The sequence below is a fragment of the Streptomyces sp. M41(2017) genome, assembly GCF_002078175.1.
GTDB lineage: Bacteria > Actinomycetota > Actinomycetes > Streptomycetales > Streptomycetaceae > Streptomyces.
In genome coordinates, this window is record NZ_MWFK01000002.1 from 1707696 (window position 1) to 1724328 (window position 16633).

The window sequence follows — 16633 nt, forward strand, 5'->3', positions numbered from 1 at the left end:
GACGCAGGTCACAGGCCGGATTCTGTGTCACTGCACGGTGACGCGCGGCTCCCTTCACGCGCCGCCCCTGCCGCGGGCGGTGCCGGAGCCGGCCGGGCGTTCCGCGACCGGCCGGGCTTCGGCTCGGGGCGGCTCGCCCCGGCCGCCGGCCCCCTCCCGTCACTCCCCGCGGGGCACTCCGAAGACGGTGAGGACCGCCGCGTGGTCGGAGGGCCACTCGTTGTCCGCCACATCGGGCCAGGAGCGCGGGGTGCCGCTGACGACGGTGCGGGCGTCGAGGGCGGTCAGCCCGCGGTGCAGGACGAAGTCGATGCGGTCCTGCGGTTCGGGGCGCCCGCTGCCGTCCTCGTGGTCGGTGTGGACCGGCGACCAGGTGTGTCCCGGGTCGCGCACCGGGTCGGGGTGGATCTCGCGGTAGGAGTCGCGCAGGCCCGCCTCCTCGGCCGCCTGCGTCACCGGCCACACGACCTCCGGCCAGTCCCGGTGCGAGGGGGTGTTGAAGTCGCCGACGAGGACGACCGGCGTGGCCGGCTCCGTGGAGTCGGCGATCATCCGCAGGATCTCCCGCATCCGGGCGAGTCGCCCGCTCTCGCGCGCGATCAGCTCGGCGGCCGGGAGCCCCTCGAAGCGGGCCTCGTAGGGTCCGTACGGCGCGCAGTCGAGGTGGGCGCTCCACACGTCCACCCGCCGGCCGCCGGGCAGCTCGACGCGGACGCCGGTGCCGCCGTAGAAGCCGACGTCCGGATCGCCCAGCCGGGCGACGATCGGGTGGCGGCTGATGACGCCGAGGTTGTCGCCCGCCCGGTGGTGGTGCCACCCGAGGGCCTCGGCGAGTTCGCGGGCCGCGTCCCCGTACGTCTCCTGGAGGCCGACCACGTCCGCGCCCGTCTCGGCGATGACCTTGAGCTGCTTCGCGCGGTGGTCGTCGACCTTGGTGCCGCCGTACCAGAGGTTCCAGCTCAGCACCCGCAGCTCGGCCGGGGCGACCATGGCGCGCAGCAGCGCCGGGGACACCTCCTCCAGGGTGCCGAGCACAGTGCGTCCGGCGGCGGGGCCGATGGGCGCGAGCGAGGGCACGGCGAGGACGGCGCAGCCCGCGGACTCCGCGGAGGTGACGCCGGTCTGGGTGTCCTCGACGGCGACGCAGGCGGCGGGTTCGACGCCGAGGACGCGGCAGGCGGCGAGGTAGGGATCGGGGGCGGGCTTGGTGCGTTCGGTGTCGTCTGCGGTGACGGAGACGGCGAAGCGCTCGGCGCCGAGCGCCGCCAGCACGGTGTCGGCGACCGCGCGCGGGGAGGCGGTGACGAGGGCGGTCGGGACGCCTTCGCGGGCGAGCGCGTCGAGCAGTTCGGTCGCCCCGGGGCGGGGCACGATGCCGGTGCGGACGCGGTCCGCGAACTCACGGTGGAGTTCGGTGGCGATCGCCTCCGCCGGGGACGCGGTGACGCCGGCCAGCCAGGAGGCGGTGTGCTCGACGGGCCGGCCGAGGACCTCGGGCTGGTCGGCCACCGTGAGCGCGTGTCCGAGCCGGTCGGCCACCTGTTCCACCGCCTCCCACCACAGTCGCTCGGTGTCCACGAGCGTGCCGTCCATGTCGAACAGGACGGCCTGGAGCGGGAGTCGGGCGGTGGTGCGGTGGCTCACGGTGGTCTCTTTCGTCGGTGGGGGGATGCGAGGGGGGCGGTCAGGGACGGGGCGTCCCCGACCGCGCGGCCGGAAGGCTCCTGATCGGAACGCTCCCGGCAGAAGGCCGCCCGGTCCGGAAGACCACCCCGTTGGGGGGCGCCCGGCTGAAGGCTGCCCGTTCAGCCGGCCGTCCGGTCGGAAGGCCACCCCGGAGAGGGGACCCTCCCGGCCGGAAGGGCGTCTGATCCGGTGGCCCGCCCGGTCGGAAGGCCACCCGGTCAGGTTCCCCCGGCAGAAGTCCGGCCGACAGGAGACCTCCCGGTCAGGTGACCGCCGGTTCGACAGCCGCCTGCCAGGAGGCCGCACGGCCGGAGGCCCTCACGCTCGGCGGGCCGTCCGGTCAGGTCGCCTCCGGCAGAGGGCCGCTTGACGACCGGCCGCCCGGCCGGAGGGCTTCCGATCGGACGGCTTCCGGCAAGGTGGGCTCCCAACCGGAGGGCTCCCGATCAAGTGGTCTCCCGACCGGACGGCTCCCGACCAGGTGGCCTCCCGACCGGACGGCTCCCGACCAGGTGGCCTCCCAACCGGACGGCTCCCGACCAGGTGGCCTCCCGATCAAGTGGCCCGCGGCCGGAGGGCTCCCGACCAGGTGGTCTCCCGACCAAGTGGCCTCCCGACCGGAGGGCTCCCGATCAAGTGGTCTCCCGACCGGACGGCTGCCGGCCGGGAGGACCCCAGATCGGAGGACTCCCGGCAGAAGGCCCGATCGGAGGCTCCCGGCAGGCGGCCGCCCGGCAGGCGGCCGCCGGCCAGGAGGCCGCCGGCCGGGTGGTCGCCGGGCCGTGGCACGGCTCGGGGCGAGGGCCGCTGCCGCGCCGCGGCCCTCGCCCGGCCACGGAGGCCGGGCCGGTCCGCCGGGAGGTCGGCGGACGCGCGGCCCGGCGCGGTCTCGGGGCGGGCCGCCCCGCCGGATGCCGGTGCCGGACGGCACCGGGCCCGGGAGGCGGCCGCTCGTCAGCTCGTCCGGGCGGCGACGAGCACGGGTCGCTCCGGCAGGGTGACCGTGACGGGCGCGCCCGGCGCGAGGGCCGCGGCCTCGTGCGTGGGCAGGTCCGCCTTGACCTCGGTGCCGTCGGCGAGCCGCACGGTGACCCGGGTGGCCGCGCCGAGGAACGCGGTGGCCACGAGGCGCGCGTCACCCGACTCGTCGGCGCTCACCCGTACCGCCTCCGGCCGGACCAGCACGTCCACCTCCCGTACGGCGGGCGCCTCCCCGTCCACCGGCAGGCGCCGGCCGAGGACCTCGACCGACGCGCCGTCGAGCGTCCCGGGTATCCGGCTCATCGTGCCCACGAACTCGGCGACGAAGGCGGTGGCGGGACGCCCGTACAACTCGGCGGGTGCCGCGCACTGTTCGAGCCTCCCGGACCGCATCACCGCGACCCGGTCCGCCATGGACAGCGCCTCTTCCTGGTCGTGCGTCACGAACAGGGTGGTGATCCCGAGTTCCTTCTGGAGGCGGCTGATCTCCTCGCGCAGGGAGAGGCGCACCTTGGCGTCCAGGGCCGACAGCGGTTCGTCGAGCAGCAGCACGCGGGGCCGCAGGGCGAGCGCGCGGGCCAGTGCGACGCGCTGCTGCTGACCGCCGGAGAGCTGGTGCGGGTACTGCTCCCCCTTGTCCGCGAGGCCGACGAGGTCGAGCAACTCGGCTGCCCGGGCGCGCCGTTCGGCCGTACGGACCTTGCGCATCCGCAGCCCGAAGGCGACGTTGTCGACGGCGCTCAGATGCGGGAAGAGGCTGTACGACTGGAAGACCATCCCGGCGTCGCGGCGGTGCGCCGGGACCCGGGTGACGTCCTCGCCGTCGACCAGCACCTCGCCGGAGTCGGGGTGTTCGAAGCCGGCGAGCATGCGCAGGGCGGTGGTCTTGCCGCAGCCGGAGGGGCCGAGCAGGGCGAGGAGTTCGCCGGGCCGGACGGTGAGGTCCAGGCCGTCGAGGGCGACGGTCGGACCGAACTCCCGCCGCAGTCCGCGGAATTCGACGGTGGCGGCCTTTTCGAGCGTGGCGAGGGTCATGGTCATCCCCGGGAGGCGGAAGCGGTACGGGAGCGGCCGCCGAATCCGGCGAGCGCGAGGAGCAGGGCCCAGGTGACGAACAGGCTGAGCACGGAGACGGCGACGGACATCTGGGCCTGCGAGCCGCCGACGTTGTAGATCCACACGGCGAACGGCTGGTAGCCGAGGAGCCGGGCGACCGTGAACTCGCCGAGCACCAGGGCGAGGGTGAGGAAGGAGGAGTTGAGCAGTGCGCCGCGCAGATTGGGCAGCACCGCCCGGACGAGCGCCTGCGGCCAGCTCGCGCCGCAGCTGCGGGCGGCCTCGACGAGGGTGCGCACGTCGACGGCGCGCAGTCCGGCGTCCAGGGCCCGGTGGACGAACGGGAGCGCCATCACGACGTACGCGAGGACGAGCACCACCGGGAAGTCCGGGTTCTGGATGGCCACGAAGGTCTGGAACAGCGGGGTGCGCGAGAGGTGTTCGGGACCCCACTTGAGGACGGTGGCCATGCCGGCGACGAAGGCGATCGGCGGGACGACCAGGGGCAGCGAGCACACCACCTCGACGACCGGCCGCAGCCGGGGCGAGCCGAGGCGCAGCGCGACGGTGGCCGGCACCATGAGGAGCAGCACCACGACGATGGTGGCGACGGCGAGTTCCAGCGAGAGCAGCAGGCTGGAGAGGAAGCCGTCGGCGGAGACGATCCGGGTGTAGGCGTCGAAGGTGACGCCCTGGCCGGGCACGTCGACCGTGAAGATCACGGACGCGGCCATGGGCACCAGGAAGTACAGCGCGGCGAGGGCGAGGACCACCCAGCGCCACAGGTTCAGGCGAGCCATCGCGCGCTCCGTCGTTGCAGGGGCAGGTACACGGCCATGACCAGGCCCGCGATGAGGACCATGTCGAGGCTGAGGGCGAGCGCCACGTTCTCCTGGCCGACCAGCACGTTGCCGGAGATGGCGTCGGCGATCTGGAGGGTGACCAGCGGGACGGCGCTGCCGACCATGGCGGCGGCGGTGGCGTACGCGGCGAAGGCGCTGCCGAACAGGAGCACCAGGCCGCCGAGCAGCGAGGGAGCGAGCACGGGCAGGGCCACGTGCCGCCAGTACTGGACGGAGGTCGCGCCGTTGTTCTGTGCCGCCTCGCGCCACTGCGCGCGCAGTCCGTCGAGGGCGGGCGTGATGGTGAGGACCATGAGCGGGATCAGGAAGTACAGGTAGACGATGACCAGGCCCCAGAAGCTGTAGAGGCTCCAGCCCTTGTCGGCCAGGCCGAGATGCCGGGTCAGGACACCGGAGTTGCCGAGGGTGGCGACGAAGGCGAAGGCCAGGGGGACGCCGCCGAAGTTGGCGAGGACGCCGGAGGCGGTGAGCACGGCCTCGCGCAGCGCGCGGAAGCGGGAGGTCACCACGGCCTGGGCGAGGGGCAGTCCGAGGACGGTCGCGATGCCCGCGGAGACCGCGGACAGTTTGACGCTGCCGATCAGGGCGGTCAGGTAGGCGCCCTGGAACGAGCCGGTCAGGTTGTCCGTGGTGTACGAACCGGCGCCGGTCGTCTGGTCCTTGACGGTGAAGGCGCCGTTGAGCATGGCGAGGGCGGGGATGCCGAAGGCGATCGCCACGAAGACGAGCAGGGGGGCGACGGCGAGCCAGCCGGGCGCGCGGCGGCGCCGCCGCTGCCGGGGGGCAGCGGCGGGTGCCACGTCGGCCGGGGCCTCGGTGAGAGCGGTGGTCATCCGGAGACGGCCTTGCCCCAGCCCTGACCGAGGACGGTCTTGGCCTTGCTCTGCTGGTCCTCGGTCGGGAAGCTCGGCGTCCCGGTGACCGCGGGGAGCTTCGCGGCGGCCGTCTTGTCGAGGGTGCCGGCCTTGTCCATCGCGGGCATCAGGACCGGGCGGGCGTAGCCCTTGAGCCAGAGGTTCTGGCCCTCGGCGCTGTAGAGGTACTCCTGCCACAGGCGGGCGGCCGCGGGGTGCGGCGCGTCCTTGTTGACGGCCTGGGAGTAGTACTGGGCGAACTGGCCGTCGGAGGGGATGGCGACCTTCCAGTCGACGCCCTTGGACTTGAACTCGTCGGCGTAACCGGCGTTCAGGTAGTCCCAGTCGATGCTGATGGGCGTCTCGCCCTTCTCGACGGTGGCCGGGGTCGACTCGACGGGCGTGTAGTTGCCGTTCTTCTTCAGCTTGGCGAAGAAGTCGAGGCCGGGCTGGATGTCGTCGAAGGAGCCGCCGTTCGCGAGCGAGGCCGCGTACACGCCGCCGAACGCCGAACCGGACTTGGTGGGGTTGCCGTTGAGGGCGACCTGGCCCTTGTACTGCGGCTTGAGCAGGTCCTTGAAGGTCGTCGGGCACTCCTTGACCTTCTTGGCGTCGCAGCCGATAGAGATGTAGCCGCCGTAGTCGTTGAACCAGCGGCCGGTGGCGTCCTTCTGGCCCTCGGGGATGTCACCGAAGGCGGCCACCTTGTAGGGGGCGAGCAGGCCCTGCTGGGCGGCGCTCAGGGCGAAGGAGCTGCCGAGGTCGAGGACGTCCGGGGCGCGGTCCTGGCCCTTGCGCGAGGTGACAGCGGTGATCTCGTCCTGGCTGGAGCCGTCGGGGCTCTCGACGTCGATCTTGATGCCGTACTTCTTGGTGAAGCCGTCGATCAGGGCGCCGTAGTTGGCCCAGTCACGAGGGAGGGCGATCGCGTGCAGCGTGCCCTCCTTCTTCGCGGCCTTGACCAGGGCGTCGAGGCCGCCGAGGTCCGCGGCGGAGGTCGCGGTGGCCCCGCTCTTGCCGTCGGCGGTGGTCGCCTTGTCGTCGGGGGCGGCGCCGCAGGCGCTCAGGGTGAGGGCTGCGGCGACGGCGAGGCCGCCGGTGAGGAGGGCGGTCCTCGGCAGGAACACGGTCACGGTCTCTCCAGGATGACGCACGAGGGCGTGGTGGTACGGAGAACTTGTCTGAACAAGTTGGCCCAAGTAGGCCCGGCGTTGGTGTCCTGTTCGTAAACTTTGGCCAAACCGTGACCCCTGGTTCCCTGCACAATTCCGGCAGACGCGGATCGCGCCGCGCGGTCGATTAGGGTGATCACGCTGTGCACAGTGGTCCAGGCTGAGGGGAAGCATGCCGGCGCGACACGAGGAGATCGCCGATGAGCTGCGGCGGGCGATCGACCGCGAGGAGTACACCGTGGGCAGCCTGCTGCCCGCGGAGACCGACCTCGCCGCCCAGTACGGCGTCTCGCGCGGCACGGTCCGCCAGGCGGTCGCGGCCCTGACCGCCGAGGGGCTGATCGGTTCCCGCCAGGGCGCCCGCCGCGTGGTCCTGGCCAGCCGCCGCAGCCAGAGCTTCGCCGAGCTGCGCAGTTTCGCCCAGTGGGCGCGCGCGATGGGCCGCGAGGCGACCGGGCACGTGGTGTCGCAGGAGTACCTTCCGGCGACGGCGGCGGACGCCGTCCGGCTGCAACTGCGGGAAAGGACACCGGTGTTGCACGTGCTGCGGGTCCGCGGACTGGACGGCGAGCCGGTCCTGCTGGAGCGCACGGTGTACGCGGACTGGATCTCGCCCGCCGTGGCGGCCATCGAGCCCGAGTGCCCGTCCGTCACACAGCGCCTCTTCGAGGACACCGGGCTGGTCTTCGCGTACGGCGAGCACGTCATCGACGCCGTCGCCGCGGGCGCACAGGACGCCGACCTCCTCGGCGTCCGCCGCACCAGCCCCCTGCTGCGGGTCCGCCGCGTCACCACCACCCGGGAGGGCCGCCCGGTCGAATGGTCGGACGACCGCTACCGCTCGGACGCGGTCAGCTTCAGCGTCCACAACTCGATGGACAACAACTCCCTGGCACGACAGACGGCCGAATAGCGCCCTTCAGGGGCGCGGGGAACTACGCGACCAGCCACAACCCAGCCGCGGTCGTCCGCGCAGCGGGGAACCCCCCACCCTGCCGGGCGCAACGGCGTCGATGGGGGCCTCTACGTGGGTGACCCCGAGGAAAACCTCCGCAGCAGCGGCGACAGCACGAGAACGGACTTCGTCCGTTCCACGAACGACTCCCCCGCGATCCGCTCCAGCACCCGCTCGAAGTGCCGCATGTCCGAGGCGAAGACCTGCACGACCGCGTCCGCCTCCCCGGTGACGGTGGAGGCGGCCACGACTTCCTGGTACCGCTCGAGACCACGCTGGATCGTCTCCGGCGAGGTGTTGCGGCGGCAGTAGATCTCGACGAACCCCTCGGTCTCCCAGCCGAGCGCCGCCGGGTCCACCCGGACGGTGAACCCGGTGATGGCGCCGGTGGCCCGCAGCCGGTCGACCCGCCGCTTCACCGCGGGCGCGGACAGGCCGACCTGTTGCCCGATGTCGGCGTAGGAGCGGCGGGCGTCCTCGGCGAGGGCGTGCACGATGCGTTCGTCGAGATCGTTCAGCACTGCGGGTGGTTCACTTTTCTGCGAGGTGCCTGCGGGGGTTCTACGGTCGCTCGGAGACGGTCTCCGCGGTCGCCATACGGGACCGGCGATAGCCGTAACTGAAGTAGAACACGAGCCCGACGGCCATCCAGACACCGAAGACCACCCAGGTGACGGCGGAGAGACTGGCCATCATCCACAGGCACAGCAGGAAGCCGATCGCGGGCAGCACCGGCGCGAGCGGGACCCGGAAAGTGCGGCGCATGCCCGGGCGCGTCCGGCGCAGCACCACGACGGCGATGTTGACCAGCGCGAAGGCGAAGAGCGTACCGATGCTGGTGGCGTCGGCGAGCTGGCCGAGCGGGATGGCGGCGGCGAGGACACCGCAGAACAGCGAGACGATCACCGTGTTGGCACGCGGCGTGCCGGTCTTCGGGTCGACGCGGGCGAAGACCTTGGGGACGAGACCGTCCCGGGACATCGCGAACAGGATGCGGGTCTGGCCGTACAGCACGGTGAGCACGACGCTGGCGATGGCGATGACCGCACAGGCCGCCAGCAGCGTCCCCCAGAAGGTCTGACCGGTGACGTCCTTCATGATCTCGGCGAGCGCGGCCTCGGAGTCGTTGAAGCGGCGCCAGGGCTTCGCGCCGACGGCGACGGCCGCGACGAGGACGTACAGGGCGGTCACGATCACCAGCGACAGCATGATCGCGCGCGGCAGGTCGCGCTGCGCGTTCTTGGCCTCCTCGCCGGCCGTGGAGGCCGCGTCGAAGCCGATGTAGGAGAAGAACAGCGTGGCGCCGGCGGCGCTGACGCCCGCCATGCCGAGCGGCATGAAGTGCTCGTAGTTGCCCGAGCGGAAGCCCTGGATGCCGATCGCGCAGAACATCACCAGCGCGGCGATCTTCACGGTCACCATGACGGTGTTGGCGCGCGCCGACTCCTTGGCTCCGCCGAGCAGGAATGCCATGGCGAGCAGGACGACGATGAGGGCCGGCAGGTTGAAGACGCCTCCGTCGCCGGGCGGCGCTGACAGCGCGTCCGGGATGGTGACGCCGATGGTGCCGTCGAGCAGTTCGTTCAGGTACTCGCCCCAGCCGACCGCGACGGCCGCGACCGAGACGCCGTACTCCAGGACGAGACACCAGCCGCAGATCCAGGCGATCAGTTCGCCCATCGTTGCGTACGCGTACGAGTACGACGACCCGGCGACCGGGATGGTGCCCGCCAGTTCGGCGTAGGAGAGGGCGGAGAAGAGCGCGGTGAGGCCGGCGATCACGAAGGAAAGGGTGACCGCGGGACCGGCCTTGGGGACGGCCTCGCCGAGGACGACGAAGATGCCGGTGCCGAGCGTGGCACCGATGCTGATCATCGTGAGCTGCCACAGCCCGAGGGAGCGGCGCAGTGAGCCTCCCTCGCCCTGGCCACCCTCCGCGACCAGGCGTTCCACGGGCTTGCGGCGCATCAGGCGCGCGCCGAACCCCGGGGACGGTGGGGACGAGGTGGTTCGGGACTGCGGGGGTGCGCCGTGGTCGAGCACGCGGGTGGCTCCTTCATCGCTGCCGGTCGAAAAGGGCGGAGACCGGCGGCACCCCTGACAGGAGGGACCCACCGAGCGGGGTCCCCGCCACGCCTGTGTACAGCGCTTGACCCTATGAGCCAGGGCTTCGCGGGCGTAATGCAGCAACCTTGCGCGTCTCCGCAAGATCGTTGCGTTCATCGCGGTGGTGCGGATGTTCGTTGCGCGGGGCCTTTCGATGGTTGCGCACAGCGCCTTTTCGCTGGTGAAAGGGGTTCGCCGACCGCTGAACCGACGGTGCGTCAATTCCCGCTCCCAGGACGCCCGTCCGCTCCTCGCGGGAGACCTGTCCGCCGTCGGCGAGGCACCCGTCCGCCCGTCGCGGGGGCGCCCGGGCACGCGCACGGCCCCTGTTCCCACGAGGGGGACAGGGGCCGTGGAGGCGACGGACGGAGCCGCGGCGGTCGGCGTGCGGCGGCTCCGAACCTTGCGCGGGGCTAGCTCCAGCTGGCGTGCAGCGGCTTGCCCTCGGCGTAGCCGGCGGCGCTCTGGATGCCGACGATCGCGTTCTCGGCGAACTCCTCCAGGGAGTTGGCGCCCGCGTAGGTGCAGGAGGACCGGACGCCCGCGATGATCGAGTCGATCAGGTCCTCGACGCCCGGGCGGGACGGGTCGAGGAACATGCGCGAGGTGGAGATGCCCTCCTCGAACAGTGCCTTGCGGGCCCGGTCGTACGCCGACTCCTCGCTGGTGCGGTTCTTGACGGCGCGCGCCGACGCCATGCCGAACGACTCCTTGTACAGGCGTCCGTCGGCATCCTGCTGGAGGTCGCCCGGGGACTCGTACGTCCCGGCGAACCAGGAGCCGATCATGACGTTGGACGCGCCGGCGGCCAGCGCCATCGCGACGTCGCGCGGGTGGCGGACACCGCCGTCGGCCCACACGTGCTTGCCGTACTTCCGTGCCTCGGCGGCGCACTCCAGGACGGCGGAGAACTGCGGCCGGCCGACGCCGGTCATCATGCGGGTGGTGCACATGGCACCGGGGCCGACGCCGACCTTGATGATGTCGGCGCCCGCGTCGATGAGGTCCTTGACACCCTCGGCGGCGACGATGTTGCCCGCGACGATCGGCACCTGCGGGTCGAGCGCGCGCACGGTGCGCACGGCGCTGATCATCGACTCCTGGTGGCCGTGCGCGGTGTCGATGACGAGCGTGTCGACGCCCGCGTCGAGGAGCTGCTTGGCCTTGCCGGCCACGTCGCCGTTGATGCCCACGGCGGCGGCGATGCGCAGCTTTCCGTCGGCGTCGGTGGCCGGGGTGTACAGCGTGGCGCGCAGGGCGCCCTTGCGGGTGAGGATGCCGGCGAGGCGGCCGTCGGCGTCCACGGCGGGGGCGTAGCGGCGGTTGGCGCCGTCGAGCCGGTTGAACGCCTCGCGGGGCTCGATGTCCGCGTCGAGGAGCAGCAGGTCCTTGGACATGACCTCGGACAGCTGTGTGAAGCGGTCCACGCCGGTGAGGTCGGCGTCGGTGACCACGCCGACCGGGCGGCCGTCCTCGTCCACGACGACGCCGGCGTTGTGGGCACGCTTGGGCAGCAGCGCCAGCGCGTCGGCGACGGTCTGGTGGGGTGCGAGGACGATCGGGGTGTCGAGCACCAGGGGGCGCCCCTTGACCCAGGAGACGACCTCGGTGATGACCTCGATCGGGATGTCCTGCGGGATGACGACGAGGCCACCGCGGCGGGCGACGGTCTCCGCCATCCGCCGGCCGGCGATCGCCGTCATGTTGGCGACGACGAGCGGGATGGTGGTGCCCGTGCCGTCCGGAGAGCTGAGGTCCACGCCCTGACGCGAGCCGACCGCGGAGCGGCTGGGCACCATGAACACGTCGTCGTACGTCAGGTCGTACGGGGGCTGGATGTCGTTGAGGAAACGCACGTGCTGCACATCCCAGTCGATCAGAGGTGGCCCCCGGACAGGTCAGCCAGGGGGAAGAGCACGTACTTCATTGTCCCATGACGGCTGGTGTGCGGTGCCCGGACAGATCATCCAGGCAGGTCAGGGAGCAATTGGTCGGATCCTCCAAGAACGAGGGCGACCGACAGCGTGGCGTCGAACTGCTGGTAGTGGCCGGAGGCCGCCTCCAGGATCTCCTGGGCGGTCTCCCACTCGGCGGGCCGTGCCCGCGCGTACGGGCGCCAGCCGCTCACCACGAGGAGCCTGCCCGGGGTGGCGGGTCCCCAGTCGGGGTCGCCCAGGACGTCGGCGAGCGCGTCCCAGTTCCGGCCGAACCACTCGGGCAGGTCGAGGGCGCGGACGCAGCGGGCCATGAAGCCGGCCTTGTCGAGAACGCCGGAGAGGTCGAGCTCGCTGACCTGCCACCCGGCCGAGTGGCACACCTCCGCGAGCGGCCCACGGGTCATCTCAGCACCGCCTTGAACGAGTCGTAGTGATCATCGGTGTAGTAGATCTCCCCGCCCTGCCCCGTGACGATGCGCCGGGCGCCCCGGTCGCCCTCGCCGGGCGTCCGCACGGTGTACTCGTGGTAGTACCCCCGGGGACGCTGCGGCAGCTCCCGCTCGAAGTTGCCGAAGACGGCTCCGTCCTTGGCGTACGGGTACGGGCCGCCCCGGTCGATGAGGGCGAGCGTCGCGCGGCCCTCGGCCGGCAGTTCGGCGGCGCTGACGGTCGGCCGGTCGCCCACCCAGGAGGGCAGGGCCGCGGACCCGCTCGCGGTGGTGGTCCCGCGGTCGCCCGGGGCGGCGGTGTCCGTGGACGAGCACCCCGTGAGCAGCAGCGCGAGACAGGCCAGCAGAACGGCCGTCAAAGGGCCCGCGAACGCGCGAGGGGACGGCCGTAGCAGCATGAGTCGATGCTGCCACGGCCGTCCCCTCCAGGCACGCGTTGAGGCGCCCTCAGGGGCCGTCCGGGTCCGCCCGGTTCAGCGCCGGACGCGGGGTCGTGCCCGCCGTCATCAGGTAGTCCGCGGCGGAGGTGTCCGTCACCAGGCTGGTGACCAGCCCGGAGCGCAGCACCGCGTCGATGGCGGCCGCCTTGCGCTGGCCGCCCGCGATCGCCACCACCTCGGGGATACGGCGCAGCCGGTCGGCCTCGACCGTGATGCAGCGCTCGCCCAGATCGCGCCCGACCCGCCGGCCCTCGGCGTCGAAGAGGTGGGCGGACATCTCCGCGGCGACACCGAGGGACGCGTAGTGGGCGCGCTCCTCGTCGCTGAGCATGTCGTGCACCGTCGAGATGCCGGGCTCCCAGGAGCCGATGGAGACGCAGGCGACCGTGACCTTGTCGAAGTACTCGAAGGCGCGGGCGATCCCCGTCTGGTTGCGCAGCGCCGCCGCGGTGGCCTCGTCGGGCAGCAGCATCGGCGCGTAGATGGGGTGGGCGTCGCCGCCCGACACCTGCGCCGCACGCCGTACGGCCTCGACGGAGCCGCGCTCGGCGGTCCCGGCGTCGTAGACACCCGTCAGCTGCACCACGGTGCACGGCGGGAGCCGGTCCAGCGCCGCCGCCATGTGGATCGTGGAGCGGCCCCAGGCGAGTCCGAGCACATCGCCCTCGTTGACCAGTTCGCCGAGCAGGTCCGCGGCCACCTCACCGAGGTTCTCCGGGTCGGGCGACTCCTCGGCGTCCGCCGGGGACTCGACGACCACGGCGTGCCGAAGGCCGTAGCGGGCGCGCAGCGCGTCCGAGCGCTCCGCGTCCAGCTCGGCGGGGACGCGGATCTCGATCCTCACGAGATCCCGTTCGAGAGCGGTCTCCAGGACCCGGGCCACCTTGAAGCGGCTGACGCCGAACTCCTCGGCGATCTGGATCTTGGACTTGCCCTCGAGGTAGAAGCGGCGGGCCATGGCCGCCGCCTGCACCAGCTCAGCGGGTCCCATCCGCATGGCTGACCGGCCCGCCGACATACCCGACACGGCGATCTCCTCACTGCTGTTCACACTCTGGATTCGCCGTTCATCCTCGCAGATCCGGCGCACTTGATCCGCCCCGAAGGGCGGCGTTCACGTTCCCTTGGTTCAGTGGCCGCACGCCCACGAGGCGCGGGCCGTCGCCTCCTCGGCCTGGGTGCGCAGTGCACGTACCGCCTGGGCCGGGTCCGCGGCCCCGTAGACGGCCGATCCGGCGACGAAGACGTCGGCCCCCGCCTCGGCGCACCGCTCGATGGTGGACGCCGAGACGCCGCCGTCGACCTGGAGCCACAGTTCGAGGCCGTGCTTTTTGATCAACTCGCGGGTGCGGCGGATCTTCGGGAGCATGATGTCGAGAAAGGCCTGACCCCCGAACCCGGGCTCGACGGTCATGATCAGCAGCATGTCGAGCTCGGGAAGCAGATCCTCGTACGGCTCGATGGGCGTCGCCGGCTTGAGTGCCATCGAGGCACGGGCACCCTTGGCCCGGATCTCGCGGGCGAGCCTGATCGGTGCCGCGGCCGCCTCCACGTGGAAGGTGACCGAGCCGGCCCCCGCCTCCACGTACTGGGGCGCCCACCGATCGGCGTCCTCGATCATCAGATGGCAGTCCAGCGGAGTGTCGGTCGCCCGCGCCAGGGACTCCACGACCGGAACACCGAGCGTGAGGTTCGGTACGAAATGGTTGTCCATCACGTCCACATGGAGCCAGTCCGCCCCCTGCACCGCTGTTGCCTCCTCGGCAAGACGGGCGAAGTCGGCGGACAGGATGCTGGGGTTGATCTGCGCGGCCATGCCCCAAGCCTGCCATGTCCCGGGCCGGTTGCTCTCCTCGGTCCGGACCTCGGTCTCTCCGCCGACGTGCGGCGGGCGTCCCGCGTGCCGTGCCCAGCGGCCCAGCGGCGCCGCGTCCGGTCACGGGGGCGGGCATGAAGCGGCTCGACGCCTGGAAGCGGGCGGGCGTCGGCGTCGTGTGCGGACGCCGGTCCAAGTGGCTGGTGCTGGCCCTGTGGCTGCTGGTGCTGCTCTTCGTGGCACCGCTCGGCATGAAGCTCAGCGACGCCCAGGACAACGACGCGCAGTCCTGGCTGCCCGGCTCGGCGGAGTCGACCCAAGTCCTCGACGTGTCCAACGAGTTCCGTCCCGAACAGATCCCCGCGGTCGTCGTCTACGCCCGGGAGGGCGGCCTGACGGTGCAGGACCGGCGGCAGATCGCCGAGGACGTCCGGCAGATCGAGAAGCTGCGGGACCACGGCATCCGCGGGGCGGAGACCCGGGGCCCGGTCTTCGACCGGCCGGCCGATCCGCGCGCCGCGCAGATCTACGTGCCCATCACCATGGACGCGGCCGGCTGGCAGCGGATCGCTCCCGCCGTCGACTCCATCCGCGACCAGGTGGGCAAGGGCGGCGACGGGCTCGCCGTGCACATCACCGGGCCCGGCGGCACCTCGGCCGATTCCTCGAAGGCCTTCGAGGGCATCGACTCCACGCTGCTCTACGCGGCGATGGCCGTCGTCATCGTGATGCTGCTGATCACCTTCCGCAGTCCGACCCTGCTCTTCGTGCCGTTGCTCGGGGTGATCGTCGCCCTGTTCACGGCCCAGGCGCTGATCTATCTGCTGGCGACCCATGCCGGGCTGACCGTCAACGGGCAGAGCGCCGGCATCCTCACGGTGCTCGTGTTCGGCGCGGGCACCGACTACGCCCTGCTGCTCGTCGCCCGCTACCGGGAGGAGCTGCGCCGTCACGAGGACCGGCACGAGGCGATGGCGCGCGCCATGAACCGGGCGGGCCCGGCGGTCCTCGCCTCGGGCGCGACGGTCGTCCTGAGCATGCTGGTACTGCTGGTCGCCGAGATGAACTCGACACGGGGTCTCGGCCCGGTCGCGGCGATCGGCGTGGCCGTCGCCCTGCTCGCCATGCTCACCCTGTTCCCCGCCCTGCTCCTCGTGTTCGGGCGCTGGATCTTCTGGCCCGCCGTGCCGCACGTCGGCTCGTCCGACCCGACCCGCAGCGGCTTCTGGTCGCGCGTCGGCCACCGCATCGCCCGCCGTCCCCGGACCACCTGGATCGGGACGGCGCTGGTCCTCGCCGCCCTCTCCGTCGGGCTCGTCGAACTGCGGGCCGCGGGCATCCCGGCCGCCGATCAGTTCACCGGGAAGCCGGACTCGATCGTGGGCCAGGAGATCTCCGAGCAGTACTTCCCTGCGGGCGCCGGCGATCCGCTGGTGGTGGTCTCGGACGCGGCGGCGGCCGGGCAGGTGCGCCGGACCGTGGCGGCGGATCCGGGCGTGGTGCCCGCGAGCATCGGGGTGCCACCGGGCACGGCGCCGGAGCACGACGGCAAGGTGCTGTTCGAGGCCACGCTGCGCGATCCGTCCGACAGCGACGCGGCGAAGGCCACGGTGGACCGCGTACGGGACTCCGTGCACGCGCTGCCCGACGCCGACGCGAAGGTCGGCGGCGGCACCGCGGCCCTGCTGGACATGGAGGACGCCCAGACGCACGACAACTACCTGGTGATCCCGCTCGTCCTGATCGTGGTCCTGCTCGTGCTGAGCGTGCTGCTACGGGCCCTGGTGGCCCCACTGCTGCTGATCGGGACCGTGGTGCTCTCGCTGGCCGCCGCGCTCGGGGTGAGCGCGCTGGTCTTCCGGCACGTCTTCGACTACGCGGGCGAGGACGTTTCCTTCCCGCTGTTCGTCTTCGTGTTCCTGGTGGCGCTCGGCATCGACTACAACATCTTCCTGACCACCCGTATCCGCGAGGAGGCGGCCCATCAGGGCACCCGGCGCGGAGTGGTCACCGGACTGGCCACCACCGGGGCGGTGATCACCTCGGCCGGTCTGGTCCTCGCGGGCACGTTCGCCGCGCTCGGCACGCTTCCGGTGGTGGGCTTCGCCGAGATCGGGTTCGCGGTCGCCTTCGGCGTGCTGCTGGACACCTTCATCGTGCGCTCGGTCCTCGTGACCTCGCTCTTCCTGGACGTGGGCCCGAAGGTGTGGTGGCCGAACCGGCTGGCGCACGAGGACGGCGGCACCCGGCCTCCGCCGGACCCCGCCTCTCCGGGTCCGGACAGGACTCCGGGACCGGCCGCTCCCCCGGGCTGATGG

At 72.3% G+C, this 16633-nt stretch carries 14 protein-coding genes; 2 read left to right on the forward strand and 12 right to left on the reverse strand.

Going from position 1 to position 16633, the window contains the following annotated elements:
* Positions 1–159: 159 nt before the first annotated feature.
* The 5 genes from B0675_RS33255 to B0675_RS33275 all read right to left on the reverse strand — a co-directional run bounded on the left by B0675_RS33255 (position 160) and on the right by B0675_RS33275 (position 6573).
* Positions 160–1644, reverse strand: coding sequence for an HAD-IA family hydrolase (locus B0675_RS33255; RefSeq protein WP_277625264.1), 1485 nt, complete (start codon positions 1642–1644; stop codon positions 160–162).
* A 996-nt stretch (positions 1645–2640) separates the two neighbouring features.
* A complete protein-coding gene (locus B0675_RS33260) occupies positions 2641–3708 on the reverse strand; it encodes an ABC transporter ATP-binding protein (protein ID WP_081223315.1) in 1068 nt (355 codons plus the stop codon).
* Positions 3705–4523 (reverse strand): ABC transporter permease subunit, encoded by an 819-nt coding sequence (locus B0675_RS33265; protein WP_081223316.1) that lies wholly within the window; start codon positions 4521–4523, stop codon positions 3705–3707. Before B0675_RS33265 ends, B0675_RS33260 begins: the two co-directional genes overlap by 4 nt.
* Positions 4511–5419, reverse strand: coding sequence for an ABC transporter permease subunit (locus tag B0675_RS33270; protein ID WP_081223317.1), 909 nt, complete (start codon positions 5417–5419; stop codon positions 4511–4513). Before B0675_RS33270 ends, B0675_RS33265 begins: the two co-directional genes overlap by 13 nt.
* The gene (locus B0675_RS33275; protein WP_081223318.1) at positions 5416–6573 is read right to left on the reverse strand and encodes an extracellular solute-binding protein; all 1158 of its coding nucleotides are present in this window, start codon (positions 6571–6573) and stop codon (positions 5416–5418) included. Before B0675_RS33275 ends, B0675_RS33270 begins: the two co-directional genes overlap by 4 nt.
* Before the next feature lie 211 nt (positions 6574–6784).
* Between B0675_RS33275 and B0675_RS33280 the strand changes: the two genes are divergently transcribed.
* Positions 6785–7525, forward strand: coding sequence for a GntR family transcriptional regulator (locus tag B0675_RS33280; RefSeq protein ID WP_081223319.1), 741 nt, complete (start codon positions 6785–6787; stop codon positions 7523–7525).
* Positions 7526–7635: 110 nt separating this feature from the next.
* Here the strand turns inward: B0675_RS33280 and B0675_RS33285 are convergent, their stop codons facing one another.
* The 7 genes from B0675_RS33285 to rpe form a co-directional block, all read right to left on the reverse strand.
* Positions 7636–8088: an Lrp/AsnC family transcriptional regulator gene (locus B0675_RS33285; protein WP_081223320.1), complete on the reverse strand. Its 453-nt coding sequence runs from the start codon at positions 8086–8088 to the stop codon at positions 7636–7638.
* 40 nt (positions 8089–8128) lie between these two features.
* Positions 8129–9610 carry an amino acid permease gene (locus tag B0675_RS33290; RefSeq protein ID WP_081223321.1) on the reverse strand — a complete coding sequence of 494 codons (1482 nt, stop codon included), beginning with the start codon at positions 9608–9610 and terminating at the stop codon, positions 8129–8131.
* 476 nt (positions 9611–10086) lie between these two features.
* On the reverse strand, positions 10087–11529 hold the full coding sequence (locus B0675_RS33295) for a GuaB1 family IMP dehydrogenase-related protein (protein WP_179165531.1): 1443 nt from the start codon (positions 11527–11529) through the stop codon (positions 10087–10089).
* A gap of 107 nt (positions 11530–11636) precedes the next feature.
* A complete protein-coding gene (locus B0675_RS33300) occupies positions 11637–12014 on the reverse strand; it encodes a barstar family protein (protein WP_081223323.1) in 378 nt (125 codons plus the stop codon).
* Complete coding sequence (locus B0675_RS33305; protein WP_081223324.1) at positions 12011–12457, reverse strand: ribonuclease domain-containing protein; 447 nt, start codon at positions 12455–12457, stop codon at positions 12011–12013. Before B0675_RS33305 ends, B0675_RS33300 begins: the two co-directional genes overlap by 4 nt.
* Before the next feature lie 49 nt (positions 12458–12506).
* The gene (locus B0675_RS33310; protein ID WP_081223325.1) at positions 12507–13550 is read right to left on the reverse strand and encodes a sugar-binding domain-containing protein; all 1044 of its coding nucleotides are present in this window, start codon (positions 13548–13550) and stop codon (positions 12507–12509) included.
* Between the two features lie 78 nt (positions 13551–13628).
* Positions 13629–14315 carry a ribulose-phosphate 3-epimerase gene (gene rpe, locus B0675_RS33315; protein WP_081223326.1) on the reverse strand — a complete coding sequence of 229 codons (687 nt, stop codon included), beginning with the start codon at positions 14313–14315 and terminating at the stop codon, positions 13629–13631.
* Between the two features lie 134 nt (positions 14316–14449).
* Between rpe and B0675_RS33320 the strand changes: the two genes are divergently transcribed.
* Entirely contained in the window at positions 14450–16630 is a 2181-nt protein-coding gene (locus B0675_RS33320) for an MMPL family transporter (RefSeq protein WP_107482900.1), read from the forward strand.
* Positions 16631–16633 lie beyond the last annotated feature (3 nt).

Bases quoted from the DNA above. Each gene is read 5' to 3' on its own strand.
- B0675_RS33270 (WP_081223317.1), bottom strand. From the start codon at position 5,419: ATGACCACCGCTCTCACCGAGGCCCCGGCCGACGTGGCACCCGCCGCT.
- B0675_RS33320 (WP_107482900.1), top strand. From the start codon at position 14,450: ATGAAGCGGCTCGACGCCTGGAAGCGGGCGGGCGTCGGCGTCGTGTGC.
- B0675_RS33280 (WP_081223319.1), top strand. From the start codon at position 6,785: ATGCCGGCGCGACACGAGGAGATCGCCGATGAGCTGCGGCGGGCGATC.
- B0675_RS33300 (WP_081223323.1), bottom strand. From the start codon at position 12,014: ATGACCCGTGGGCCGCTCGCGGAGGTGTGCCACTCGGCCGGGTGGCAG.
- B0675_RS33305 (WP_081223324.1), bottom strand. From the start codon at position 12,457: ATGCTGCTACGGCCGTCCCCTCGCGCGTTCGCGGGCCCTTTGACGGCC.
- B0675_RS33260 (WP_081223315.1), bottom strand. From the start codon at position 3,708: ATGACCATGACCCTCGCCACGCTCGAAAAGGCCGCCACCGTCGAATTC.
- B0675_RS33265 (WP_081223316.1), bottom strand. From the start codon at position 4,523: ATGGCTCGCCTGAACCTGTGGCGCTGGGTGGTCCTCGCCCTCGCCGCG.
- rpe (WP_081223326.1), bottom strand. From the start codon at position 14,315: ATGGCCGCGCAGATCAACCCCAGCATCCTGTCCGCCGACTTCGCCCGT.